The organism is Bacillus sp. 1735sda2, assembly GCF_024159245.1.
GTDB classification, from domain to species: Bacteria; Bacillota; Bacilli; order Bacillales; family Bacillaceae; genus Bacillus; species Bacillus pumilus_O.
Genome location: NZ_JAMYWZ010000001.1, coordinates 182,714 through 206,044, shown reverse-complemented (window position 1 = coordinate 206,044; position 23,331 = coordinate 182,714). Strand labels below are relative to the sequence as shown.

The window sequence follows — 23,331 nt, the reverse complement described above, 5'->3', positions numbered from 1 at the left end:
GATTGAGAAACATCAATCTTTCGATGTATATTATCATAATAAATCTACCCTTAAAAAACAATTGTTTTTTTGAGAAAAACACTATTATCGAAATATTTCGACATAAGAAGGTGCTCAAATTGTTTTATATTGATATATTGAATTCAAGAGTGGAACTTAGAAACTGACCGCTCTACCGGTTACTTTCAATTTCAGAAAGAAACTCTCTAAAATCAGCTGCAATTTCCTTTGATTTCGTATGATGCAAATAATGGCCGCCTTTGAAAGTAACTACTTTTCCGTGATCTACATTTTTCAGTAGCTCTTCATGCATTGGTTTCCAGTTTGGTGTTTCTTTCTCCGTTTGATCTGCTAGATAGAAAACTACAGGGAGCTTTTTAGGAAAATGTAGGCGCTGAGCATTTTTAAAATTGTTTCTAAAATTATCTGCCTCACTAGCTTGGCTTTCATCCATGAAATTTCGGAAGGTCAGCATTTTAATTTGAGCTTTCGTTTGATCACCTACTTTAGGCATCACCAGTTGATCTGGATTCATTTTCACTATCAATCTGTAAAAGCCGGATTGATGAAGCAGCTGTAAGCTGGAGACTGGCAATTCATCTGCATCCTCCTGCTTAGGAAAACTACTATCAATTCCAACAAAAGCTTGGACTTCTTTTTCATATTGATTCACATATTCTAATCCATAAATGCCAGAGATCGAATGACCCATCACCGTATATTTATTAATGTTGAGCTTTTGCAAACATTCATGAATCTCATTCACAATGTTTTGACTTGTCCGTACTTTATCTGTATCGTCACTTAAACCATATCCAAATGGTTCAATCACTACGACTCTATAATAAGGTGATAATTCTTTTACTAGAGGCTTAAAATCTAGCACTGGTGAAGCAGTTCCATAGCCTGGGAGAAGGACAATCGTTTCTTTCCCATCGCCTTGAATGAGCACATTCATTTGCTTCCCATCCACCATGACCTTTTGCCCATAAGCTTCTATTTTCCCCTTCTCCCTTTCATTACTAAATAGATTTACAAAGTAAACACTAGCTAGAAAAACAACCATGACCGTGATAATGGTGCCTATGGAGATCAGCATGATTCTCAATATTTTATTCATTGGTTTTCTCTTCCCTTCTTGATGAAGAACTCTAGCTTACATCCATCGATGAAAATTAATATTTTCTTTCACAATAGATGATGCCAATGGTATTTGCGCAAACACTTGATACATACATAAAAGTAATCGCTATATAAAACCATTCTCTTGGAGAAGAGAATTGATGGACCGAAGCTTGGATAACGGCAACCAATATATAGGCTAAGGCAATACCTATAATGGAAAAACTCCCTGCTTTCGCTAAAATAAATTGACCTCGTTCATCATGTTTATATTCACGACTTTTCTTCAATTGAAAGGCCGTGCTTAAAATAGAAAGGATAATCAAAGAATACAGTATGATCGTCGTTATCATTGTTGTTCCTCCTTGTCGACCTCTTGAAATACATCATACAAATCAACTTCAAATGTCCTAGCAATTTGAAAGGCTAATTTTAAAGACAAAGAATATTTACCATTTTCAATCGCTGCCACAGTTTGACGAGTCACACCTAACTTCTCTGCCAAATCCTTTTGTGTCCAGTCTCTTTCTGCTCGTAATACTTTAATTCTATTTTTAATCTCCATTTCAAATCCCTTTCTTAAAGGAAGATTTATTTAACAATATGTTAAATATAATTAACATTTTGTTAAGTAATAATAACCTCTTTTCTTCTGTATGTCAATTTCACCGGATACAAAAAAAATAAGAATCATCCATTTTGAAAGTCCTACCTCAAAATGAATGATTCTCTAAAAATTGTGATCATCTGAATTAAAACACTTTTCTCTGGTAAATCGCAGTAGAAAGTCCCCAAGACAGCAAGTAGAGGAGCATAATCAGTACAGTTGACCCGGTATATACAATCGGGATCGATAAATTCATAATAAAATCAGTGATCCCACTGAATTGCTCTGCTAAATAGAGGACAACAGGCGGTCCCATAGCAGATAATACGATAAAGCCAATGATCACTGCCGTTGTGATATAACCAGGCTTTAAGATATAAAACAATGGAAACGTACATGCTGCGAACAATAAAAACAAGCCGCTGCCAATCGCAATATCTGACAGCGAAAACAGCTTCCCAAACACAAATAATGCAGCACTTGTCAGCACGATCGCAATACTCATATAGAAAATGGCGCCAAGATAACGTGATGCGATAATTTCTTTACGTGTATAGGGCAAGGAATTTAATAGAATATTCGTTTCTGCCTTCTCATCATAAGCATATGTGTTAAATGGAATGAAGACACTAGCGACTAGAAACGTCAATACTGGATGGACATCCATGAAAATAAAAAATAAAATAAACGGAATAAAAATAAGTAACTGCTTCTTTTGCAAAATCACATCACGCTTAATTAAATGAAACATGCGCAACCCCGCCTTTCAAATAAAACATGATATCCTCAAGCGACGCCGGTTCAATCACAACAGCATCCCCAAAAATAAGTTTCACCTCATCAATCCGATCAGTTAATGCTTCAAATCCGGCTGCCGTGCGCTGAATATGGATAAATGACTTTTCTGTGTCTCGATCCAACAAATCTAGGCTCCCCTTCACCAGCGCATAATTCTCCGCTACCTCGTGAATCGACTGTTGAAAGACCAATCTTCCATTTTGTATAAACGCAATATAATCCGCGATCCGGTCTAAATCAGTCGTCACATGCGTCGAAAAAAAGATCGTTCGATTTCCATCAATCATCAATTCTTGTAACGTGCCGAGTAGCTCTCTTCTAAAGACCGGATCCAACCCAGCAGTTGGTTCATCCATGATAATCAGCTCAGCATGATGCGACAGTGCAATCGCAAGTGACGCCTTCATCTGCATCCCTTTTGAAAATGTTTTGATCGCTTTATTCAGCGGTAGACCAAACTGTTCAATATATTGATAAAAAAGCTGGTCATCCCAGCGTTTATAGGCAGGTGCCACAATTCGTTTGATGTCTTTTAAATTCAATCCTGGAAAAAAAACGTTGGCATCGTAAACAAAGCCGATTCGTTCCTTAATCTCTTTTTCATGGGTGCGATAATCCAATCCGAAAATTTTAACCTCACCCGAATCTGGTTTTAATAAATTCATGATCATTTTAATCGTCGTCGACTTACCGGCGCCATTTTCTCCAATAAACCCAGTTACAAAGCCTTTTTTGACCTGTAAATCAAGATTCTGAACAGAAAATTCCTTGAACCGTTTTGATACTCCTTTGAATTCAATTACATGCTCCACTCATCTCACTCCTCATACAAGAACTTTAATAACTGCTGCAATTCATCAAAAGATAAGCCTAATTCCTTGCCGTTTGTGACAACCGCTCCAAGCTGTTCCTCAATCACCTTCAATTTTTTCTCTCTCATGACCTCTAGGTTTTGCTCGGCAACAAATGATCCCTTACCGACAATCGAATAAATAAATCCTGCCTTCTCTAACTCTTCATATGTTCGCTTTGTTGTGATGACGCTGATTTGTAAATCCTTCGCCAGCTTTCGAATAGACGGCAGCGCAGCGCCTTCCGCCAGCTCACCCGTTAAAATCATCGATTTGATTTGATTCGTAATTTGCTCATAGATGGGCTCCTTAGAGTGGTTTGAAATCGTAATTTGCATATAAAAACCTCTTTTTTCTGTACTGGTGTTTGAAACAAAATATTGTATATATACTATATATACATTATATACAAACTAAAAGAATAATCAACCATTTTTTTATTGCAACTCAACTAAAAAAACCACACAGCTCTTCAGCTATGCGGCCTTCCCAAAAAAATTTATCTCCAATACACCCATTTTCCCATCATCCACTCCACCGGACCTCTTCTCCATTTTTTCAAATAGAGATAGCTGATGAACAGCTGTGCAGTATACAGTCCGAGAGCGAGTAGCAGTCCAAACATTGACCCCATCTGTCCAAATAGACCAAGTCCATAAGAATAGAAAATTGTTGTACAAATGATCGACTGCGCCAAATAGTTTGATAGGGACAAACGACCAAGCCCTGCAAGCAGACGTTTAAGGCCTTGGGCTGCTTTCGAATAGTAGAATACAATAAAAGCTTGAATATACCCGATCGCCAGCACATATCCACCGAGAATCATAACAAATTCACTCCAAGGTGCATCAATAAACGTCGCACATTTTAGTGCAAGTCCAACGACAATCATCCAGACCCAGCCTCTTCGATAGGCCATTCCTCGATCTTCTTCTGTCAGATGACCTTTTTTCCCAATGGCCATGCCAAGCAGTGCAAACGGACCAACCGAGATCGTACCGAAAAGAAAACCTAATATTGGCATAAGCGTAATGCTCACGATCGCCAGAATAATGGTCACAATCAACATATCGTCTTCAACCGTAATCCGGCTGAGCAAAATATCCCCATAAGCACCTTTCGCATACACATCAGTTAATAATTCATCAGTCCCATACACAAGTTTCATCATGTAGGGCACAATAACTAAAGACAACGCCCCTAACACACCCGACCAAATCAGCATTGTTTTGATCCGGCTACTCAAAAACATCATCAAGAAAAACGTACATGCTCCATAATAAAGAAGAATGTCGCCATTCCAAATAAAGATATAATGCAGCATTCCAAGCACAATCAGACCAAAGCCTCGGCGAACGACAATGGCATTCGTATTGAGCCCCCTAGCTTTTGTAGATTCAATCAGCTTGATAAAAGAATACCCAAACAAAAAGGAGAAAATCGGATAAAACGACCCCTGGAACAAAATTTCCGTTACATAAACGCCAAATTCCTGCCCCCAAAAGCTCGAATCAAACATTTTCTCAAAATCATAATCATATTGAAAATTAAGCATATTCACAATCAAAATACCTAATAAACTAAAACCACGCAAACTATCAATTAACTCAACCCTAGATCCCTTCAACACGACAGCTCCTTCGGAAAATATAAAAGCATATTTATCCTACCATACTTTCAAAAAATTGGTCTCCAAACCCATGTAAAAACATACGTTTTAAGGTAAATTTAATAAAAAAACCTAGAATATACATTCTAGGTATCTTACTGATAAATTATGAATGATGATTTCCTTCTTCTTTCCGCATCACACGTTTCAAATAAAACAAAATCACTAACCCGAAAAAAATCAACGGCAACTCCCAGTCTGCAGAAATCGGCAGCCATTTCAGCATCATGAGAATGAGCAAAACAGCCCCCACACCTGCGAAAAAAATGGCGTTTCTTTTTAATCTTTTATTTGATAAAAACAACACGCTCTCCTCCCTGATACTTACTAACTAATTGAATGTTTTTTACGATAACATGTAAATGTAATAAGATCGGCTCGATGCATGCCCTGATATTACCATATAAAGAAGTTCAAGTTAAAGATAATTTATTCAACAAGAAACCCTAACATCTCACAAAACAAAAAAGATTGAGCATTAACCAACCACTCAATCTTTTACCCATTAAATCTCCCGACAAGCCCAAGCATCCACCTCGACCTTTAAAGCTGGTGAAGCCAAAGCCACCACATAAATCATCGTCATACAAGGCAGATGATCGCCCAAGAACTGACCCATGATTCGTTTTCTGCTCTCAGCATCGAACTCTCCTACGAGATAAAATACTAGTTTCGTGATGTCCTCCACTGCCATATCTGCCGCTTCTACATTTCGTTTCACATTCTCTAATGCTAATTCGAGCTGCTCAAGCGGGCTCTCCGGAATTGTCCCGTCTACCTCCATTCCCACTTGACCTGATAGGGTTAACCACCGTTGTGGTCCTGTTGTTTCTATTTGATGAGCATAGGGTGCTACTGGCGGGTGAATGGTCTCAGGATTACGTGATGTTCTCATGAATAAAAACCCCTTTTCTGAAAATACAATCAATTTTTACCCATCATATCAAACTATCTACCGTATTCAGAGTTTTATGCTCATAGTAAACCTAAAGAAACCATCGCAAATGCAAGCTATAATTCTTGTCTTCTAAAAAAAAACCATCCAATGAGAAAAAAGAAACCAATCAATACTAATACACCTAGAACGCTTGTAAGCAACTGATCCGAATAAGTCCCTCTATGAATCATCTCCTCAGCCGCACTTGTGACGCCTTTAGGTGCAAACTTCCCTAATGTGTCCTCATAAAACGAAGGAACGGTAAACAGGATGAGATTGATCAACAGGGAAACGCCGCCCGCAGTCACTGAACGCTTAAAGAACGCCGATGAACAAATGGTCGACACCACAATGAGCAGTAGGTTTGGATAATACAAAAGCGTTCCTTTTAACACATCGCCCCAATCCACATGCCCAAATTGGATGTCCACATAATAAACGGAAGCAAGCACTGCCACTATCAAACTAAACAAGGTTAAACAGGCATAGGCGCATATTTTTGAGACATAATAACTCATTCGACTGATTGGTTTCACCATAATCATCGCCGTCACCCCAGAGGCACGCTCTCCAGCAATCGTCCCCATCACAATCATAATCAGGATAAACACGCCTAGCGAATCAAATTTACTCAATGCACTTGCTAAAGCCTCTCCTGCACTAGGCTCTGGTATATAAAATGTAGATCCTTCAGGTAAATTAGCTGATTTCGACAAAAGATCTGGCAGCATTTTGAGTGTAATAGGTTGTGTGATCATTAAAATCGTAAAAATGATTGGTACAAACAACATTTTATAACTAGTGAATAACTCCCTAAATTCCTTTTTCAACATCATCATGCCGTCACAACCTTCATGAAAATATCTTCAAGCGTCAGCTTAGATAGTCGATAATGGAGGAGAACACCGTCAGTTTCAGTGATGAGAGCCGGCAGTTCCTTCAATGCCGTTTGTTGATTGTTGACTCGCACCTGATAAGCGTCTCCTGTCTCCATGCATTCCTCCACCCAATCCCGTTCTTTTAACAAAGCCATTAGTTTCGTATTCTGTTGTTCTAATTGAAATTCAATCACGGGCTGGATATAGTCTTCTTTGATCTGTTTCATCGAAGAGGACATTTCAATTTTGCCGCTGTTGATCATGATAATATGATCAGCCACACGTTCAATGTCATCTAAAATATGGGTCGACATAAAGATCAGCATCTCATGCTTTAGACGCTCAATCAAAGTCAGGATGTCTTTTCTCCCCATGGGATCAAGTGCAGACACAGGTTCATCCAAGATCAGAACCTTCGGACTGTTGATCAGTGCCTGCGCAATGGCAAGTCTTTGCTTCATGCCTCCACTATAGCTGCCAATGGCACGATCCTTCGCCTCATACACACGGCAAAGCTTCAACAGCTCCTCTGTTTTGGAACGAATGGTGTTTTTCTCCAAATGAAATAACCCGCCAACCCAATGCATCCACTCCTGCCCCGTCATATCCTGATAAAATGCAGGATGCTGCGGACAGTACCCAATCACCTGACTGATTTGATCCATATCCTTTGTAACATCAAAACCCGCCACCTTCACAACGCCAGACGTAGGACGAGCAAGCCCCGTCAAAATTCGGATCGTCGTTGTCTTCCCCGCTCCATTTGCTCCTAAAAAACCAACACATCCAACCTCCCCTACAGAAAACGAAACATCTTTTAACACTTCATGCCGTCCATACGATTTCGTCAGCCCGTAACACTCCAACATATTCAAGCGACTCCCTCCCCTTTTTTAAGATTGTTTACGACCAAAAATGAAATACGCAATAGGGCCGGCACTCGCCACAAACACAATCACTAAAGCCCAAACCCACTTCACTTCTCCTCTGATCCTCGATGGATCTCTTTTCAACAAATCAAACAAACCAATCACCATTAAAATCGCTTGTAGCAAAATAAGAGGTAAAATCATCTTCATATCCATCCACGCCACTCCTTTTTCAAACGTCAATTTGTTTTGGTATTACTTCTTTTGACGACATGAAGAGAGAATTCGTTCAAATGGATTTTATTTTTATTGGTCGAATGGTCTATAAATATAAAAAAGCCCAGTGAGGGTTATTCACTGGGCTTACTGGTTTATAGATGCTGATGATAGCATACACAAAAAATTCTTTGTGCAAATTTCTTACAAAGCTTAAATAGGCTCAATCAATAAATTTAAGCGCCTTTGATTCAGGTATATTAGTTTTATTAGAAAAAAACATATACTCCGATGCTTGTCTCTTTCTGTCAGCACTATAATTCAATATATAAGTTTTATATGATAATGAAGAATACATCTTTTTTATTTCTTCATTATAATCATAAGTAACTATCCACTTTTGATCGTTTAAAGCTTCCTGAATTACTTTAGATAATTTATAGTGATCTTCATGTTTAAAGAAATTTGTATAAAGACCTGGACCCTTTTGATAATAAGGAGGGTCGAAGAAAGTAAACGCGCCCTTTGTATCGACAATCACATCGCTAATAAATTCTGTTGCATCCACATTAAATATTTTAAATTTATCTCTATTATCACCTATAATTTTAACTTTTTCTATAAGCTTTTCTTTAGAATATCTGCAATCAAGTTTATAATTACCGCTTTGAGTTATGCCACCTATAACTCCTGCCTTTATAATACCAGACCTGTTTGTTCTATTTAAAAAGAATGTAGAGAAACCTAAGCTTAATAAAGATTCTTGATGCTTATTTTTTTGTATCTCTTTTTGTTTAAACCAATTATCCATATTAATAGGTGTTTCTCTTATTAAGTCTATAAATTCTTGATTTTTATACAGCACACAATACCAAAAGGCATATATTGATCTATCATAGTCATTTAAATACACTTTTTTAACTTTATCATTAATTAACAACTGTAAAGAAACTGCAGATCCACCTGCAAATGGTTCTATATATATATTACTATCATTAATCTCTATTAATTGTTCTACGTATTTATATGTCTTAAATTTTCCACCCGGATACCTTAAAGGGGAGGGATTTGTCATTTTTTCACTTCCTATAGTACAACTTACATTTTAAGGTCAAACAGGCATTTCTTCGCCTTTTTTATTAAGATTATTTTCTTTGTACTCTATAAGTCTACTCTCATTAGATGTCACTAACAAATTGTTTTTCTTAGCCGCATTATTAAAAGTTCGTGAAAATTGAATTAAGAATTCTACAACGATATTAAAATTGTCTTTCATCCAATGCTCTATGATAACTTCTAGTATAATTTTATTATCTTTAAACCACTCTTTATATTTCTCTCTATCTTTTTTAAAACGAGAATATTTTTCTGATTTTGGGCCGTTATTTACTAATGAACGTTTAGAGTATCCATACTGAAAGAAATCATTAAATATATTAGTATCATCATCTAATTTTTCAATATAATCATATAAAATTGCTTCGGGTGACTCTGAACAAGGTAATTTAACAATTACTTGATTATTTTCGGCATGATCATTATATCCAAAAGGCAATTCCCTTATTTTGTTATTTATAACCTTACTATCAACATCTCCATCTAATAAAAATATACATTGACTGAAATAATCAAAGTCCTGTGTTAATAATGTAAGTAGTTGATTTGAACCGATTTTTGTTTTTAACATCTTTAAATAGGGTGATATCAAACTGTATCTATAGATATCTTTTATTTCTGCATACTCCATTATTTTATTAAAGAACCAACGTGTCTCTTCATCCTCAGAATATATTAATATTTGTTTACTAGATTCTAAACCTTGATATGTGTTGGTCAAAACATAATATATTCCACTCATTTTGGGATTTCTATGAATTTCGAGAATCGAATTAGCTACTGTTAAATAACACAGTTCAATGTTATTGTTTACTTCAATTTTATTATGCTGAATTTTTTTATTTATATGTTCCAGTAGGCTTAAACTATGAGTTGTAAAAACCACTTGAATACCTATAGTTTTTGCTTCTTTATATAAGAAGTCTATTAACTTATTTTGTGCAGCTGGATGAAGAGTAGCATCTATTTCATCTATTAAAAGCAATCCACCATTCCATTTCTCTTCATCCTCTTCTTTTAATTTTCTAAAAGATAATACACTCATTAAAATTTGTCCTAAATTATCTTGTCCAGCAGAGTTAGTCAAGTAGTCATAATGTTCAGTAGAAACTCCTATTGATTTCTTTTTATCCACTTCTGATATACTTAGAGAAGTTAAATTTGTGTATTTTTCTTCACTTGATAAGATCATTTTATAATGATTAAATAAATAACTCTTATCTGATTCATCTAGTTTTTTTGTGTTTTTTATTTCATTTACCTCACTAGACTCTCCAATAGGATACAAACGGCTTAACCCCAAATAGTACGTTGGCCACTTTATTTTCTTTTCAGTTTGTCTTTTATCTGTTTTCATTGGTACTAACTTATACCTTTTTTTCTTCTCAGCCCAGTACGCTCTAAAAGATAATTCTTCAGTAAAATCGAAATCATTAATACTTTCGGGCAGTTCTTTAAAATGAACTTCGTATAGATTATTACCTGACAAATCAAATTCAGGAGAAAACTTCACTATTTCATTTAAATGAGCTCTGAAATTTTGTCCAAAAACCGTAATTGCATCACTTTTTTTATATTCTCCACAATGTCCCAGTAGTCCAAGTAATGTAGATTTACCCACGGCATTATGACCAGCTAAACATGTGAGATATTTACCTAATTTAATCTCAGTATCTTTAAAACGACGATACTTATTAATGTAAATATTGTCTATATACATTCCTAATATCTCCTTAAACTAAAATAATAGATAAAAAAACCTTCAATTACTTATTATTGTAAATGAAGGTTTAAAAATTTGGTAGTTTTATTTTTTAGTGCAAAGATATCCCTTACTCCACCGTCACACTCTTCGCAAGGTTACGTGGTTTATCCACATCACACCCGCGGTGAAGGGCTGCGTAGTAAGCGATTAGCTGTAATGGAACAACAGATTCAAGTGGTGCAAGTGCTGGATGTACAGCTGGAAGGACGAAACGGTCGCCTTCGTCTTCTAGGCCTTTTAGTGAGATGACACATGGGTTTGCACCACGTGCAACGACTTCTTTGACGTTCCCGCGAATGCTGAGGTTCACGTGCTCTTGTGTTGCAAGGGCAATGACCGGTGTGCCTTCTTCAATTAAAGCAATGGTGCCGTGTTTGAGTTCTCCGCCAGCAAAGCCTTCTGCTTGGATGTAAGAGATCTCTTTTAGTTTTAATGAACCTTCAAGGCACACATAGTAGTCAAGTCCTCTTCCGATAAAGAATGCGTTACGTGTCACTGTGAAGAAGTCACGAGCGATTTGTTCCATTTCATCCTTTTGATCCACAAGGGCTTCCATTGCGTTTGCTACAATTCCAAGCTCTTTCACAAGGTCGAAGTCAAGAGATTGACCATTTAATTCAGCTGCAACAGATGCAAGGATCGCAAGAACAGCGATTTGCGCTGTGTAAGCTTTTGTTGAAGCCACTGCGATTTCTGGCCCTGCATGAAGAAGCAATGTGAAGTCCGCTTCACGAGAAAGCGTAGATCCTGGTACGTTTGTGATCGTTAATGCTTTATGACCAAGCTCTTTGACTTGAACAAGTACAGCACGGCTGTCCGCAGTCTCCCCAGATTGAGAAAGGAAGATGAACAACGGCTTTTTCGATAGAAGCGGCATGTTGTAAGAGAATTCACTTGCTACATGGACTTCTACAGGTACTTTTGCCCAGTCTTCAATATATTGTTTACCAACAAGTCCTGCATGGTAGCTCGTTCCACAAGCCACGATGTAAATGCGGTCTGCTTCTGCTACTGCGCTTGCGATATCGCCAGCGACTGACAGTTTGCCGTTTTCGTCTTGATATTCTTGGATGATTTTGCGCATAACAAGCGGCTGCTCATCCGTTTCTTTTAACATGTAGTGAGGATATGTGCCTTTCTCGATGTCGCTTGCATCTAGCTCAGCGATATAAGAAGGACGTGTCATGATATCACCGTCAAGGTTTTTGATGATCACCTCGTCTTTTGTGACAATGACCATTTCTTTATCCATTAATTCCGCATATTCGTTTGTTACTTGAAGCATCGCCATTGCGTCAGAAGCTACAACGTTGAAATCTTCTCCGAAACCAACCAATAATGGGCTTTTGTTTTTCGCCACATAGATTGTTTCTTTGTTTTCGTTATCGAAAAGAGCAATTGCGTAAGAGCCTTTTAGTTGAAGAAGCGTTTGACGGAAAGCTTCCTCTGTATCAAGACCTCTGCTGACAAATTGTTCGATGACTTGAACAACAACCTCTGTATCTGTGTCGCTTTTTAGTGTGACGTCTTGTAAATATTCGCGTGTCAATTGTACATAGTTCTCGATGACACCGTTATGAACAAGCGTAAAACGGCCAGAAGCACTTTGATGCGGATGCGCATTTAGATGGCTTGGTACACCGTGTGTTGCCCAGCGTGTATGTCCGATTCCAGCTGAAGATGCTACGTTTGCATCAACAACTTCACGAAGCTCAGCGATACGTCCTTTTTCTTTGAACACATGCACGCCTTCTTCGTTTGCCACAGCGATACCTGCTGAGTCATACCCACGGTACTCAAGCTTCTCTAAACCTTTTAATAAGATTTCCTTCGCATCATTCTGACCAATATAACCTACGATTCCACACATAAATATTCTTCCTCCCGATCATGTGAAAGGGACAAAGAAAGCCTACTACAATAGAAGGGACATTTCTTCGTCCCTCTCTACATGTTTAATTTGGGAGATCATGTGTATTCCCTTTGTACAAAGAGTCACCTCTTTGCTTTAAAGAAACACTTACGGCTGTGATCTCTTTTTGATCAGCCGGGAGGCATCCGCCGAAATTTCGATAACCTCCATCCTCGTCAACTAAGCATCTTTCGTCCGATCGCTTAGTTCGGGCGCTATAATTATAAGAGAGTTGCTGAACGAACATCTACCCTGCCTTTCCTGATAGAATAAAAATCCAGTAACACAAGGATGATTGTACTATAAGGTCTGACCTCCGTCAATCACAATGTAGCGGGTGATCCCTTTCAAGAAAGTAAGACCTCCATACACTATATGCGATGAGGCTTGTCACGTTCTACCTTTGATGTGCTCTCCTATGTATGAAGACAACAGTTAATTGCCCTCGCGTATAAGATTCGTACAAATCCATCCATTTATGACGTTTATTCGAAAAAAAGCAAACCGCTACTAGCGATTTGCTTTGATATCGATTACTCAATACCCATTTCCTCTTTCACAACAGCGGTAATTCGAGTCACATATTCATCACATAGCTCTTTTGTTTTCGCCTCTGCCATGACACGTACAAGTGGCTCTGTTCCAGATGGACGAACAAGAATACGGCCGTCACCGTTCATCTCTTTTTCAACCTCTTGAATGACTGCTTTTACTTTTTCATTTTCTTCTACTTTATATTTATCAGACACTTTCACATTCACTAGAAGCTGCGGGAATTTCTCCATTTCAGCTGCAAGCTCTGACAATGTTTTCCCTGTTGCTTTGAGTGTGTTGACAAGCATAATTGCAGAAAGCATGCCATCACCTGTCGTATTGTAATCAAGGAAAATCAAGTGGCCTGACTGCTCACCGCCGACATTATATCCATCCTTTTTCATCGCTTCAACCACATAGCGGTCACCAACAGCTGTTTGGATGCTCTTAATGCCTTGTTTTTCGAGCGCTTTATAAAAACCTAGGTTACTCATGACCGTGGATACGACAGTGTTATCCTTTAATCGGCCTTCGCCCTTCAAATAACGTGCACATATGTACATAATTTGATCGCCGTCTACAATATCACCTTTTTCATCGACAGCAATCAGACGGTCACCGTCACCATCAAACGCAAGACCAATATCTGCACCCTTCTCCTTTACAAAAACAGAAAGCGCCTCTGGATGAGTTGAGCCTACACCATCATTGATATTCAATCCGTTTGGTGATGTTCCCATTGTGGATACATCCGCATCTAAATCCGCAAATAAATGTGTCGCTAGAGAAGAGGTTGCGCCGTGTGCACAGTCAAGTGCCACATGAATACCTGTGAAATCCTCATCTGCTGTCTGCTTCAAGAATTGCAAGTATTTCTGGCCGCCTTCAAAGTAGTCATTTACTGTTCCAAGATCCGCTCCAACTGGACGTGGCAATTGATCGACCGGCTGATCCATCAGCTGCTCAATTTCATTCTCCTGTTCATCTGACAGCTTAAAGCCGTCACCGCCAAAGAATTTAATTCCATTGTCTTGAACTGGGTTGTGAGAAGCAGAGATCATGACACCCGCTTCTGCGTCCATTGCTTTCGTTAAATATGACACTCCAGGTGTTGAAATCACACCTAGACGCATCACTTCAGCCCCAATTGAAAGTAAGCCAGCAACGAGCGCTCCTTCTAGCATATGGCCGGATACACGTGTGTCTCGCCCAACGAGTACCTTTGGACGTTCTTTATCCTTCGTGAGCACATAGCCGCCAAATCTCCCAATTTTAAATGCGAGCTCTGGCGTTAATTCGCTATTCGCCACACCCCTTACACCATCAGTTCCAAAGTACTTGCCCATGTTTCAATCGCTCCTTTTTCACCATTCAAGAGGACGCTTCGTCCTCTTTTTTATCTTCTTTGATCCGCTGTCTTTGACTTGATTCTTTCTTTGCTTTATCTTGCGTGGATTCTTCTTTACTCTTCTCTTTCTGATCATCGTCATCAGAAGATGGCTTCTTCTGATCATTTGTAGACGCTGGCTGATCTTCTGTCTCAGTAGAGGTCAGTTTCACTTTGACCTTTGATCTCGATAATGTCCACGTCACATTTTGAGGACCATTCACTTGAACTGTGACTTCATGTGTTCCTTCATTCAAGTCCCCGACATTGATATAGGCTTCAACATCTGAAGCCTTTAGTTTATCAATCGCACTCTTTGATCCTTTTGCTGTTAACGTGAGCCGTCCAGAAGATGGGCTCACAAATTCAGAGGTGAGATCCTTGCTCAGACCTACGATAGAAATTGGGACATTATCGATCTTTTTTTCTTGCGCTGTTGCAACCTTCACTTTGATCTTCACCGTTTCGGGCGATACCTTTTTCACACCATCTGGTATGGGAATATCGGCATCAATCTCCGTATCATCTTTGATCTTACTTAAGTCCAGCTTGACGCCATCAATAAAATCAAGAGAATCAAGCACTTTTTGAGAGCCGTACACTGTGACCTCACTCGGGCTTGTCTCAATACTTGAGATACTGATCCCATCCGGCAAACTGCCAGTCCTCTCTATTTTAAACGGAACCTTTTTGCTTGGACTTGAGATAGGAACTGTAATATTTACCACAGACGGACTTAATTCGACTGGCAGCTCATTCCCGCTGCTATCATACACAGTGAGTTTCGCTTCCTTTTCAATTTGCTGATCGACATCCTCTAGGTTCACAAATGCTTTAATGACAGAAATTTTGTCGATCACGTCCTTAGAACCTGTAACTGTGACTTTTTTTGGATTCACAATAGGTTGTTCAGGCGAATAGCCATCTTTGATTTTATTTTGATTATAAAATTCAGTTTCAACAGGAAATTCTGCTGTTGTTTTTTCTTGTATCGTCACCGTCGTCACAGATGGATTGATCGATAGTGTGAGTCCTTTTGATACATCTCTTGCTTTCAGCTCCACTTTATGAGTACCTGTGGATAAATTCTGCATATCTGCATATATTTCAAAGTTTTTTGTTTGTCTTGCTGTTTTCACTGCACTCGTTGACCCTTTAATCGTCACATTGACTGTTTGTGGCACACCAGTAACGACGTACTTCTCGTCATCATAATACGCTTTAACAGGAATGTCTGTTAGGGTTGCTTCATCTGTCGTCGATGTTGGGAAAAAGGATTCACCGATTTTTTTCGGCGTGGGCGCTTGCGCTGAATTGACTGCACCATACAGCAATAAAGCGAAGACCAATGCAAGAAGCTTTACGGCCCAGCGATTATTCAAAATCTTATCCATTTTTCTTGCCCCTCCAATACCATTTGGTCGAGGAAGCATCTTTGCTGTTCTTACTAAATTCAGCAATCAGCATTTCTTGAAGCGCTTCTTCTGTCAATTCTCGGTGGAGATCACCATTTCTTGCGACAGAAATGCCGCCTGTCTCCTCAGAAACGATGACGGTCAAGCTGTCTGTCACTTCGCTAATTCCGACTGCCGCCCTGTGACGCGTCCCAAGTTCCTTTGAGATAAAAGGACTTTCTGACAGCGGTAAATAACAAGCCGCAGCTGCAATCTCATCACGCTTCATAATGACAGCACCATCATGAAGCGGGGTATTTGGAATGAAAATATTAATGAGCAGCTCTGAACTCACCTTTGCATTTAAAGGAATTCCAGTCTCTATGTAATCATTCATCCCAGTATCACGCTCTATTGTCAGCAGCGCGCCGATTCTACGTTTTGCCATATAGTTAATTGCTTTTGTAATTGCCTCGATCGTTTTCTGCTGCTGTTCCTCTACAGGTGTCCCGCTTCTTGAGAAGAAACGGCCGCGCCCAAGCTGCTCAAGCGCTCTCCTTAGCTCTGGCTGAAAAATAATAATGATCGCAAGGAATCCCCACGTAATCGCTTGATCCATCAGCCATTGAAGTGTGTTAAGACCGAGATACGCACTTCCCATCCTGACGAGAACAATGACCACAATTCCCTTTAAAAGCTGAACCGCTTTTGTTCCGCGGATGACCATCATTAATTTATATATCACATACCAAACAACGAGAATATCAACAGCATTACCGAGGTACTGCAAAAAAGGAATATCCCCTAAAGCCATTTCCTCGCCCTCCAGAATTTTCAGTTATTCTTCGTTTGATGCATTTTTAATAAAAAAAGAACCTATGTGTAAATACATAGCGTGGCTATTATACCACATTTTGTTTCAGCAAGGAAAACAGTTGCCATATATGGCTGGCGTGCTATTTCGGGGATACATTCAGACCTATGATATAGAAAAAGAGCAGCCCCTAAAGAGACTGCTCTCGACCCGTATGATTACTTTTGCTCCTCTGGTCCAATGACCCGCATCACATTTTGTGCTGTAGATTTCATTTTGTACCAAATCCAATCAAACACTTCATTAATTTCATTAATTTGACCAGTGACTTGTCCGGCAGAAGCAGTCAGCTGTTCCCCATTGACGACGGTGACATTTCCATCAACCTTGCCTTCTACAATCAGCTTGCCATTTTTGACAGTGACATCACCTTTTACGGTTTCCCCTTTAGGTACGGTCACTGTATCATTTACAACGACGAGATTCGGCTGTTTTGACACACTGAAATTATGATCCGTATTCCAGCTTGTAAACAGACTACCTCCCATCAAAATGAGAAAGAGGGCAGCGGCCACCATCAGCGGATGAGCTTTGATCCATCTTTGAATCGACACACGCTTTTTTTCCTTAGGAAGACCTGCCATCACCTTTGCAGTGAAATCAGTTGGTGCTTCTATATGAGATGTACTCTGCACCAGCGCGATGGATTTCTCAATTTGTTGAAAATGAGTACGGCACTCCTCACACGATTGCAGATGGCTTTTTAATTCTTTTTCGTCTTGGGGCTCAATGTCCCCGTCTAAATACTGATGCATAAGCAGGACGATTTTTTCCTGACAGCTCATCAAAATCACCTCACTCAAAGGTCTCTCAACTGTTTCCGGAGAGCCTCTCTACCCCTGTGTATTCTCGTTTTCACCGTACCAACTGGTATATTTAGAATCTCACTAATTTCTTTTAACGAGAGTTCATCAATATACTTTAATACGATGACCGAACGATACTTATCGGGTAATCTTAGAATTTTTTGCTGAATGGTACTCGATAATTCAAGAGACACCACCTCTTCCTCTGGCAAAATGCCATCAGCAGCAATTTGAGAATACATATTCAATCCTTCTGTTCCTGCCACCTCTGCATCTAAATAATAATCCGGCTTTTTTTTGCGAATACGATCGATGGTCAGGTTGGTTGCAATGCGGTACAGCCACGTAGAAAACTTACGATTCACATCAAAGCTTTCAATATTCACATAGGCACGAATAAACGCCTCCTGTGCAATATCCTCTGCTTCGTGTGCATTCCCAAGCATACGGTAGCACAGCTGATAAATTTTGTCTTTATACAGGTCTACGATGTCTGCAAATGCGTTCTGGTCGCCTTTTTTCAATTGCTTAATTCTCTTTTTAATCATTGTGTCCATAGTATATTCAACCTCTGCCTTCACCGGTCTTTATGTATACGAACCTCTTTCCAAAAGGTTTCATTCTCCTCTAAAAAATAGTGTAACAAATTTTTGACAGCGTGTTACGTATATCCACCAGTAAAAACCTTAATATATCCTTAAATTTATCCAAAACAAAAAAGAACGGGAACAAGTCCCGCTCTACAATAGCTTTTCGCCCATTAATGATCCAATCAGCGCAACAGCTGCCTCGGCTGTTTTATTTTTTTCATCCAAAACCGGATTCACCTCAACAAATTCAGCTGAAGTCAAAATACCCGCTTCCTCTAAAAGCTCCATGGCTAGATGACTCTCCCGGTAACTGATGCCGCCTGCCACAGGAGTTCCTACACCTGGACACTCGGCTGGATCTAATCCATCTAAATCAAGTGACAGGTGGACACCATCCGTTCTTTCCTTTAAATATGAAATGGCCTCCTCCATCACCCTTGTCATCCCTAAACGATCTATTTCATGCATCGTATACACTTTAATACCTTTCTCTCTAATCAATGCCCGTTCTCCTTCATCTAAGGATCTAGCACCAATTAAAACAACATTCTCAGGCTTCAATTTTGGAGAATAACCATCAATGTTCGTCAAATCAGCATGACCAAGGCCAAGACTGACTGCAAGCGGCATACCATGTATATTTCCAGAAGGAGAGGTCTCCTCTGTATTTAAATCACCGTGTGCATCATACCAAATGACACCTAAGTTTTCATAGTGCTTGGATACTCCCGCAAGTGTGCCAATGGCAATGCTGTGATCACCGCCTAAAATGAGCGGGAATGAGCCTGATTGCACAATACTGTCAACCTTCTCAGCCAGCAGCTGATTCGCACCAGCATTCTCCGTTAAATTTTTTAGCTTTTCACTTGTATATAAACCCTTTTCATCATCTCTTTGTTCAACCGGAATATCTCCGAGATCTTCCACTTCAAATGAAAGCGATTCCAATTTTTCTTTTACGCCTGCACACCGAATCGCACTCGGTCCCATGTCGACACCCCTTCTCATCTGACCCAAATCCATTGGAACCCCGACAAGTGTGACTTTCTTTTGCTCTCCCATATGTACATCCCCTTTCCGTTCCTGCTTATATTTTACTTTCTCGATGCCTTATGACTCAACTCAACAATATTTTGAATAGTTATACATTCCGCTACCAACATAAAAAAAGACACCTTTTTCAAAAAGGTGTCTTAACTGGGCTAGCTGGATTCGAACCAACGCATGACGGAGTCAAAGTCCGTTGCCTTACCGCTTGGCTATAGCCCAAAAATGGTGGAGGGGGGCGGATTCGAACCGCCGAACCCGGAGGGAGCGGATTTACAGTCCGCCGCGTTTAGCCACTTCGCTACCCCTCCACATATGAAATTGATAAAGAAAAACAGTGCCGGCAAGAGGACTTGAACCCCCAACCTACTGATTACAAGTCAGTTGCTCTACCAGTTGAGCTACACCGGCATATGGTGGAGGATGACGGGCTCGAACCGCCGACCCTCTGCTTGTAAGGCAGATGCTCTCCCAGCTGAGCTAATCCTCCACATCAATGGTGACCCGTACGGGATTCGAACCCGTGTTACCGCCGTGAAAGGGCGGTGTCTTAACCGCTTGACCAACGGGCCAATTTGTCAAGTTTGACTGTTTCCTTGAAGCTGACAAAAGTTATTATATACAGGTTGTCCCCCTTTTGTAAAGGGGATTTTTATTTTTTTTATTTTCTAACTATTTACCTTTGATTAGCACCACTTTTTGACTGAAATATAATTTCAGTATTTAAATATAATGTTGAAATTTCATATCATACTGAATATACTGAAAATGAAGAAATAAGGAGGAATGTCGCATGCAGCCATCTCAATTGCGTTCTTTGACAACAGAATCAAGAAATCCTAACACAATGGGAATATCACAAGCAGATCCGCTTGAAATACTCCAGATGATCAACGAAGAAGATATGAAGGTCGCTCAAGCAGTGAACCTTGTCCTACCACATGTCAAAACAGCAAGTGACTTTGCCTATGATTCCATTTCAAATGGGGGCAGACTCATTTATTTAGGGGCCGGGACAAGTGGCAGACTAGGTGTGATGGATGCTGTCGAATGTCCCCCTACCTATAGCGTCTCACCTGATGTGATTGTCGGCATCATGGCAGGCGGAGACTCTGCTTTTTCACATGCTGCCGAAGATGTGGAAGACAGTGAAGAAGCCGGCAAACAGAATTTAGTACACATTCACCTGACATCAAAAGATACAGTCGTCGGTATCGCTGCCAGCGGCAGGACACCCTACATCATCGGTGCTTTAAACTACGCTAAATCCATCGGCGCAAAAACAGTAGCCCTCAGCTGTAATGAACAATCAAAAATCAGCGAACTGGCAGACTGCGCCATTGAAGTCATTGTAGGACCAGAAGCCATTACTGGGTCAACACGAATGAAAGCCGCATCCGCTCATAAAATGATTTTAAATATGCTTTCCACCTCTGTCATGATCAGACAAGGAAAAGTATATGAAAACTTGATGGTTGATGTGAAAGTCAGCAATCATAAATTAAAAGAACGCGCCATCACCATCATTCAACATGTGACAAACGCTTCCTATGAACAAGCCTTGAAAACACTTGAAGCGGCAGACTTAGAAGTCAAAACCGCCATCGTCATGCTTCAAACAAACACAGACAAGAAAACAGCCAAGGATTTACTCAACAAAGCAAATGGTCATATCGACAAAGCCATCTCACATCATCAATCCTAAAGGAGGCAGAGCTCATGTCAGCAGGTGGACTCACCCTACTTCACACAATGAAAGCAAAGCTCCCCCAATCTGAAAAAATCATTGCAGACTATATCCTTGCCCATCCTGACAAAGTCATTAAAAGCACAGTACACGAGATTAGTCAGGCAGCCGGTGCAAGCAGCTCTGCAGTCATTCGCCTTTGTAAATCTCTCGGTCTAGATGGCTACCACGATTTAAAAATGCGAATCGCTGGAGACTTGATGCACAGCGATAAACAGGGCTACCGTGATATCGAACAAGATGAACCAATTCAATCCATTATTCAAAAAACAGCAGGAAACTCGATTCAATCGATTAAGGATACTGCTTCTATCTTAAATGCAGATGCATTAGAAAAAGCTGTTCAATTACTGCTTCATGCAAACCAAATCCACTTTATCGGCGTCGGTGCATCTGGCATCGTCGCAGCGGATGCCCAGCAGAAATTTCTTAGAATCAATTATGCAGCGACTGCCTTTACTGACATGCACATCGCATCAACGGTCATCGCAAATGCAGGAGAGAATGACATCGTGTTCGGTATATCTTTTTCAGGAGAAACGTTAGACATCATTCAAGCCCTACAGCTCGCAAAAGACAATGGAGTGAAAACCATTGCCTTGACGCACCCAGGCCATACAAGCGTTTCTGCCTTATGTGATGTTCACCTCTCGACGTCCGGTTCCAATGAAGCACCTTTTCGCAGTGCAGCCACTTCCTCTAGAATGGCACAGCTCTACTTAATTGATGTCTTGTTCCTCAGCGTAGCTTCCCGTCAATATGAAGAGACAGCGCAATATATTGATAAGACAAGACATGCCATCCGCTCCATGAAACGAAAATCAAAGGGGGATTCAACATGAGTCATCAAACGAAATATCAGCAGTTGGCGAAAGACATCCTTTCTCTCTGTGGTGGTTCTGAAAACATCTATTCCCATACACATTGTATGACGCGTCTCCGAATTACACCGATTGACAATGAACAAGTTGACATCAATGCAATCAAAGAACTCGATGGCGTTATTGGAGTCGTTGAGGCAGAAACGCTGCAAATCATCTTAGGTACTGGTGTTGTCAACCAAGTATCAAGTGCATTTGAACAACTGCTAAATGCCTCTGGCTCTTATGATTTAAACAACGAAGCACAAAAAAACAAGCAAGCCATTTCACAAAAGAACCGCACACCGTTCAAGCTGTTCTTACGACGAATTGCCAGCATTTTCATTCCTATTATTCCAGCACTCGTTGCATCAGGTCTTATTACAGGGATTACAAAAGCAATCGTGCAAGCAGGCTGGCTTGATGAAAAATCTCAAGCAGCGATCATTTTAACCGTTATTGGTTCAGGTCTGTTCGCTTATCTCGGTATATTAGTCGGAACAAACGCCGCAAAGGAGTTCGGGGGCTCTCCTGCATTAGGCGCATTAGCTGGGATCCTCATTATTAACCCAGCCTCCGCAGACATTATGCTATTTGGCACAAATATTCTACCAGGCAGAGGCGGACTTATCGGTGTTCTCCTAGCTGCTATCTTCATGGCACTTGTGGAAACAAGAATCAGACGCTTTGTCCCGCAATCACTTGATATCATCGTCACACCAACCATCACACTACTTATTACAGGCATTGTTACGTACGTTGTCTTCATGCCAGTCGGCGGATTTATATCGGATGCCATTACCTCAGGATTAACTTATCTATTAAATATGGGCGGCATCTTCGCTGGATTTGTTCTTGGTGCGACCTTCCTTCCGCTTGTTGTAACAGGACTTCACCAAGGGCTGACACCGATTCATATGGAACTCATCAATTCCATAGGAGATGACCCGCTTTTACCGATTCTCGCTATGGGCGGTGCAGGACAGGTAGGTGCAGCATTCGCCATTTATATGAAAACAAAAAAGAAAAAACTCAAAAGAGCCATCGCAGGTGGACTTCCTTCGGGGATGCTTGGCATTGGTGAACCACTCATTTTCGGTGTCACACTCCCGCTGGGACGACCATTTCTCACCGCTTGTCTTGGTGCTGGAATTGGCGGTGCATTTCAAGCCTACTTCCAAATTGCAACGAAGGCGATTGGTGTATCAGGTCTCCCATTAACCTTTATTGTTCACACACATCAAATGCTTCTTTACTTAATCGGACTCTTTATTGCTTATGTCGCTGGATTTATTTTCACATACTTATTCGGTTTCCATGATGATATGGCTGTTGAATTTGAGGAAAAATAA

General features: G+C 40.1%; 24 protein-coding genes and 5 tRNA genes. 3 read left to right on the top strand and 26 right to left on the bottom strand.

Features of this window, described 5'->3' with window-relative positions:
* Positions 1–172 precede the first annotated feature (172 nt).
* The 26 genes from NKR21_RS01170 to NKR21_RS01045 form a co-directional block, all read right to left on the bottom strand.
* On the bottom strand, positions 173–1,120 hold the full coding sequence (locus tag NKR21_RS01170) for an alpha/beta fold hydrolase (protein WP_144457231.1): 948 nt from the start codon (positions 1,118–1,120) through the stop codon (positions 173–175).
* Between the two features lie 55 nt (positions 1,121–1,175).
* Positions 1,176–1,475: a hypothetical protein gene (locus NKR21_RS01165; protein WP_012008755.1), complete on the bottom strand. Its 300-nt coding sequence runs from the start codon at positions 1,473–1,475 to the stop codon at positions 1,176–1,178.
* Positions 1,472–1,687: a helix-turn-helix transcriptional regulator gene (locus NKR21_RS01160; protein ID WP_012008754.1), complete on the bottom strand. Its 216-nt coding sequence runs from the start codon at positions 1,685–1,687 to the stop codon at positions 1,472–1,474. The genes NKR21_RS01165 and NKR21_RS01160 overlap by 4 nt, the downstream gene beginning before the upstream one ends.
* 187 nt (positions 1,688–1,874) lie before the next feature.
* Positions 1,875–2,480, bottom strand: coding sequence for an ABC-2 transporter permease (locus tag NKR21_RS01155; RefSeq protein ID WP_012008753.1), 606 nt, complete (start codon positions 2,478–2,480; stop codon positions 1,875–1,877).
* Positions 2,464–3,339 carry an ABC transporter ATP-binding protein gene (locus tag NKR21_RS01150; protein WP_012008752.1) on the bottom strand — a complete coding sequence of 292 codons (876 nt, stop codon included), beginning with the start codon at positions 3,337–3,339 and terminating at the stop codon, positions 2,464–2,466. Before NKR21_RS01150 ends, NKR21_RS01155 begins: the two co-directional genes overlap by 17 nt.
* 5 nt (positions 3,340–3,344) lie before the next feature.
* The gene (locus NKR21_RS01145) at positions 3,345–3,716 is read right to left on the bottom strand and encodes a GntR family transcriptional regulator (RefSeq protein ID WP_012008751.1); all 372 of its coding nucleotides are present in this window, start codon (positions 3,714–3,716) and stop codon (positions 3,345–3,347) included.
* A gap of 161 nt (positions 3,717–3,877) precedes the next feature.
* Positions 3,878–5,005, bottom strand: coding sequence for a DUF418 domain-containing protein (locus NKR21_RS01140; RefSeq protein WP_144457233.1), 1,128 nt, complete (start codon positions 5,003–5,005; stop codon positions 3,878–3,880).
* 148 nt (positions 5,006–5,153) lie between these two features.
* The gene (locus NKR21_RS01135) at positions 5,154–5,354 is read right to left on the bottom strand and encodes a hypothetical protein (RefSeq protein WP_253602406.1); all 201 of its coding nucleotides are present in this window, start codon (positions 5,352–5,354) and stop codon (positions 5,154–5,156) included.
* Positions 5,355–5,552: 198 nt separating this feature from the next.
* Positions 5,553–5,942 carry a RidA family protein gene (locus NKR21_RS01130; protein ID WP_012008748.1) on the bottom strand — a complete coding sequence of 130 codons (390 nt, stop codon included), beginning with the start codon at positions 5,940–5,942 and terminating at the stop codon, positions 5,553–5,555.
* A gap of 116 nt (positions 5,943–6,058) precedes the next feature.
* Positions 6,059–6,823 carry an ABC transporter permease gene (locus NKR21_RS01125; RefSeq protein ID WP_012008747.1) on the bottom strand — a complete coding sequence of 255 codons (765 nt, stop codon included), beginning with the start codon at positions 6,821–6,823 and terminating at the stop codon, positions 6,059–6,061.
* Positions 6,820–7,737, bottom strand: a complete 918-nt coding sequence (locus NKR21_RS01120) for an ABC transporter ATP-binding protein (protein WP_144457237.1) — start codon at positions 7,735–7,737, stop codon at positions 6,820–6,822. Before NKR21_RS01120 ends, NKR21_RS01125 begins: the two co-directional genes overlap by 4 nt.
* A gap of 18 nt (positions 7,738–7,755) precedes the next feature.
* Entirely contained in the window at positions 7,756–7,947 is a 192-nt protein-coding gene (locus NKR21_RS01115; protein WP_003217265.1) for a PLD nuclease N-terminal domain-containing protein, read from the bottom strand.
* Between the two features lie 223 nt (positions 7,948–8,170).
* Positions 8,171–9,022, bottom strand: coding sequence for a DNA adenine methylase (locus NKR21_RS01110; protein ID WP_144457239.1), 852 nt, complete (start codon positions 9,020–9,022; stop codon positions 8,171–8,173).
* A 36-nt stretch (positions 9,023–9,058) separates the two neighbouring features.
* Positions 9,059–10,783, bottom strand: a complete 1,725-nt coding sequence (locus NKR21_RS01105; RefSeq protein ID WP_144457241.1) for an ATP-dependent nuclease — start codon at positions 10,781–10,783, stop codon at positions 9,059–9,061.
* A 112-nt stretch (positions 10,784–10,895) separates the two neighbouring features.
* Positions 10,896–12,698 (bottom strand): glutamine--fructose-6-phosphate transaminase (isomerizing), encoded by a 1,803-nt coding sequence (gene glmS, locus NKR21_RS01100; RefSeq protein WP_144457243.1) that lies wholly within the window; start codon positions 12,696–12,698, stop codon positions 10,896–10,898.
* Between the two features lie 575 nt (positions 12,699–13,273).
* Positions 13,274–14,620 carry a phosphoglucosamine mutase gene (glmM, locus tag NKR21_RS01095; protein WP_012008743.1) on the bottom strand — a complete coding sequence of 449 codons (1,347 nt, stop codon included), beginning with the start codon at positions 14,618–14,620 and terminating at the stop codon, positions 13,274–13,276.
* A gap of 25 nt (positions 14,621–14,645) precedes the next feature.
* Positions 14,646–16,055 (bottom strand): CdaR family protein, encoded by a 1,410-nt coding sequence (locus NKR21_RS01090; protein ID WP_012008742.1) that lies wholly within the window; start codon positions 16,053–16,055, stop codon positions 14,646–14,648.
* Positions 16,048–16,869 carry a diadenylate cyclase CdaA gene (gene cdaA, locus NKR21_RS01085; RefSeq protein ID WP_012008741.1) on the bottom strand — a complete coding sequence of 274 codons (822 nt, stop codon included), beginning with the start codon at positions 16,867–16,869 and terminating at the stop codon, positions 16,048–16,050. Before cdaA ends, NKR21_RS01090 begins: the two co-directional genes overlap by 8 nt.
* A gap of 218 nt (positions 16,870–17,087) precedes the next feature.
* Positions 17,088–17,714 carry an anti-sigma-W factor RsiW gene (gene rsiW, locus NKR21_RS01080; protein WP_044139276.1) on the bottom strand — a complete coding sequence of 209 codons (627 nt, stop codon included), beginning with the start codon at positions 17,712–17,714 and terminating at the stop codon, positions 17,088–17,090.
* Positions 17,715–17,728: 14 nt separating this feature from the next.
* Positions 17,729–18,292 (bottom strand): RNA polymerase sigma factor SigW, encoded by a 564-nt coding sequence (gene sigW / locus NKR21_RS01075; RefSeq protein ID WP_003217112.1) that lies wholly within the window; start codon positions 18,290–18,292, stop codon positions 17,729–17,731.
* 183 nt (positions 18,293–18,475) lie between these two features.
* Complete coding sequence (gene rocF, locus NKR21_RS01070; RefSeq protein ID WP_144457245.1) at positions 18,476–19,387, bottom strand: arginase; 912 nt, start codon at positions 19,385–19,387, stop codon at positions 18,476–18,478.
* Positions 19,388–19,522: 135 nt separating this feature from the next.
* A tRNA-Gln gene (locus tag NKR21_RS01065) sits at positions 19,523–19,594 on the bottom strand.
* Between the two features lie 4 nt (positions 19,595–19,598).
* Positions 19,599–19,683, bottom strand: a tRNA-Tyr gene (locus NKR21_RS01060).
* A gap of 27 nt (positions 19,684–19,710) precedes the next feature.
* Positions 19,711–19,783, bottom strand: a tRNA-Thr gene (locus NKR21_RS01055).
* A gap of 3 nt (positions 19,784–19,786) precedes the next feature.
* Positions 19,787–19,862: transfer RNA gene (locus tag NKR21_RS01050), tRNA-Val, on the bottom strand.
* A 7-nt stretch (positions 19,863–19,869) separates the two neighbouring features.
* Positions 19,870–19,944, bottom strand: a tRNA-Glu gene (locus NKR21_RS01045).
* Between the two features lie 221 nt (positions 19,945–20,165).
* Here NKR21_RS01045 and murQ point away from each other — a divergent pair.
* From murQ to NKR21_RS01030, 3 genes are read left to right on the top strand one after another with little or no spacing between them, the layout of a single operon-like run.
* Complete coding sequence (gene murQ, locus NKR21_RS01040; RefSeq protein ID WP_144457247.1) at positions 20,166–21,077, top strand: N-acetylmuramic acid 6-phosphate etherase; 912 nt, start codon at positions 20,166–20,168, stop codon at positions 21,075–21,077.
* A 14-nt stretch (positions 21,078–21,091) separates the two neighbouring features.
* Positions 21,092–21,961 (top strand): MurR/RpiR family transcriptional regulator, encoded by an 870-nt coding sequence (locus NKR21_RS01035; protein WP_144457249.1) that lies wholly within the window; start codon positions 21,092–21,094, stop codon positions 21,959–21,961.
* A complete protein-coding gene (locus NKR21_RS01030; protein WP_144457251.1) occupies positions 21,958–23,331 on the top strand; it encodes a PTS transporter subunit EIIC in 1,374 nt (457 codons plus the stop codon). Before NKR21_RS01035 ends, NKR21_RS01030 begins: the two co-directional genes overlap by 4 nt.

Bases quoted from the DNA above. Each gene is read 5' to 3' on its own strand.
- NKR21_RS01170 (WP_144457231.1), bottom strand. From the start codon at position 1,120: ATGAATAAAATATTGAGAATCATGCTGATCTCCATAGGCACCATTATC.
- NKR21_RS01165 (WP_012008755.1), bottom strand. From the start codon at position 1,475: ATGATAACGACGATCATACTGTATTCTTTGATTATCCTTTCTATTTTA.
- NKR21_RS01160 (WP_012008754.1), bottom strand. From the start codon at position 1,687: ATGGAGATTAAAAATAGAATTAAAGTATTACGAGCAGAAAGAGACTGG.
- NKR21_RS01155 (WP_012008753.1), bottom strand. From the start codon at position 2,480: ATGTTTCATTTAATTAAGCGTGATGTGATTTTGCAAAAGAAGCAGTTA.
- NKR21_RS01145 (WP_012008751.1), bottom strand. From the start codon at position 3,716: ATGCAAATTACGATTTCAAACCACTCTAAGGAGCCCATCTATGAGCAA.
- NKR21_RS01130 (WP_012008748.1), bottom strand. From the start codon at position 5,942: ATGAGAACATCACGTAATCCTGAGACCATTCACCCGCCAGTAGCACCC.
- NKR21_RS01125 (WP_012008747.1), bottom strand. From the start codon at position 6,823: ATGATGATGTTGAAAAAGGAATTTAGGGAGTTATTCACTAGTTATAAA.
- NKR21_RS01115 (WP_003217265.1), bottom strand. From the start codon at position 7,947: ATGGATATGAAGATGATTTTACCTCTTATTTTGCTACAAGCGATTTTA.
- NKR21_RS01110 (WP_144457239.1), bottom strand. From the start codon at position 9,022: ATGACAAATCCCTCCCCTTTAAGGTATCCGGGTGGAAAATTTAAGACA.
- NKR21_RS01105 (WP_144457241.1), bottom strand. From the start codon at position 10,783: ATGTATATAGACAATATTTACATTAATAAGTATCGTCGTTTTAAAGAT.
- glmS (WP_144457243.1), bottom strand. From the start codon at position 12,698: ATGTGTGGAATCGTAGGTTATATTGGTCAGAATGATGCGAAGGAAATC.
- glmM (WP_012008743.1), bottom strand. From the start codon at position 14,620: ATGGGCAAGTACTTTGGAACTGATGGTGTAAGGGGTGTGGCGAATAGC.
- NKR21_RS01090 (WP_012008742.1), bottom strand. From the start codon at position 16,055: ATGGATAAGATTTTGAATAATCGCTGGGCCGTAAAGCTTCTTGCATTG.
- cdaA (WP_012008741.1), bottom strand. From the start codon at position 16,869: ATGGCTTTAGGGGATATTCCTTTTTTGCAGTACCTCGGTAATGCTGTT.
- rsiW (WP_044139276.1), bottom strand. From the start codon at position 17,714: ATGAGCTGTCAGGAAAAAATCGTCCTGCTTATGCATCAGTATTTAGAC.
- sigW (WP_003217112.1), bottom strand. From the start codon at position 18,292: ATGGACACAATGATTAAAAAGAGAATTAAGCAATTGAAAAAAGGCGAC.
- rocF (WP_144457245.1), bottom strand. From the start codon at position 19,387: ATGGGAGAGCAAAAGAAAGTCACACTTGTCGGGGTTCCAATGGATTTG.
- murQ (WP_144457247.1), top strand. From the start codon at position 20,166: ATGCAGCCATCTCAATTGCGTTCTTTGACAACAGAATCAAGAAATCCT.
- NKR21_RS01035 (WP_144457249.1), top strand. From the start codon at position 21,092: ATGTCAGCAGGTGGACTCACCCTACTTCACACAATGAAAGCAAAGCTC.
- NKR21_RS01030 (WP_144457251.1), top strand. From the start codon at position 21,958: ATGAGTCATCAAACGAAATATCAGCAGTTGGCGAAAGACATCCTTTCT.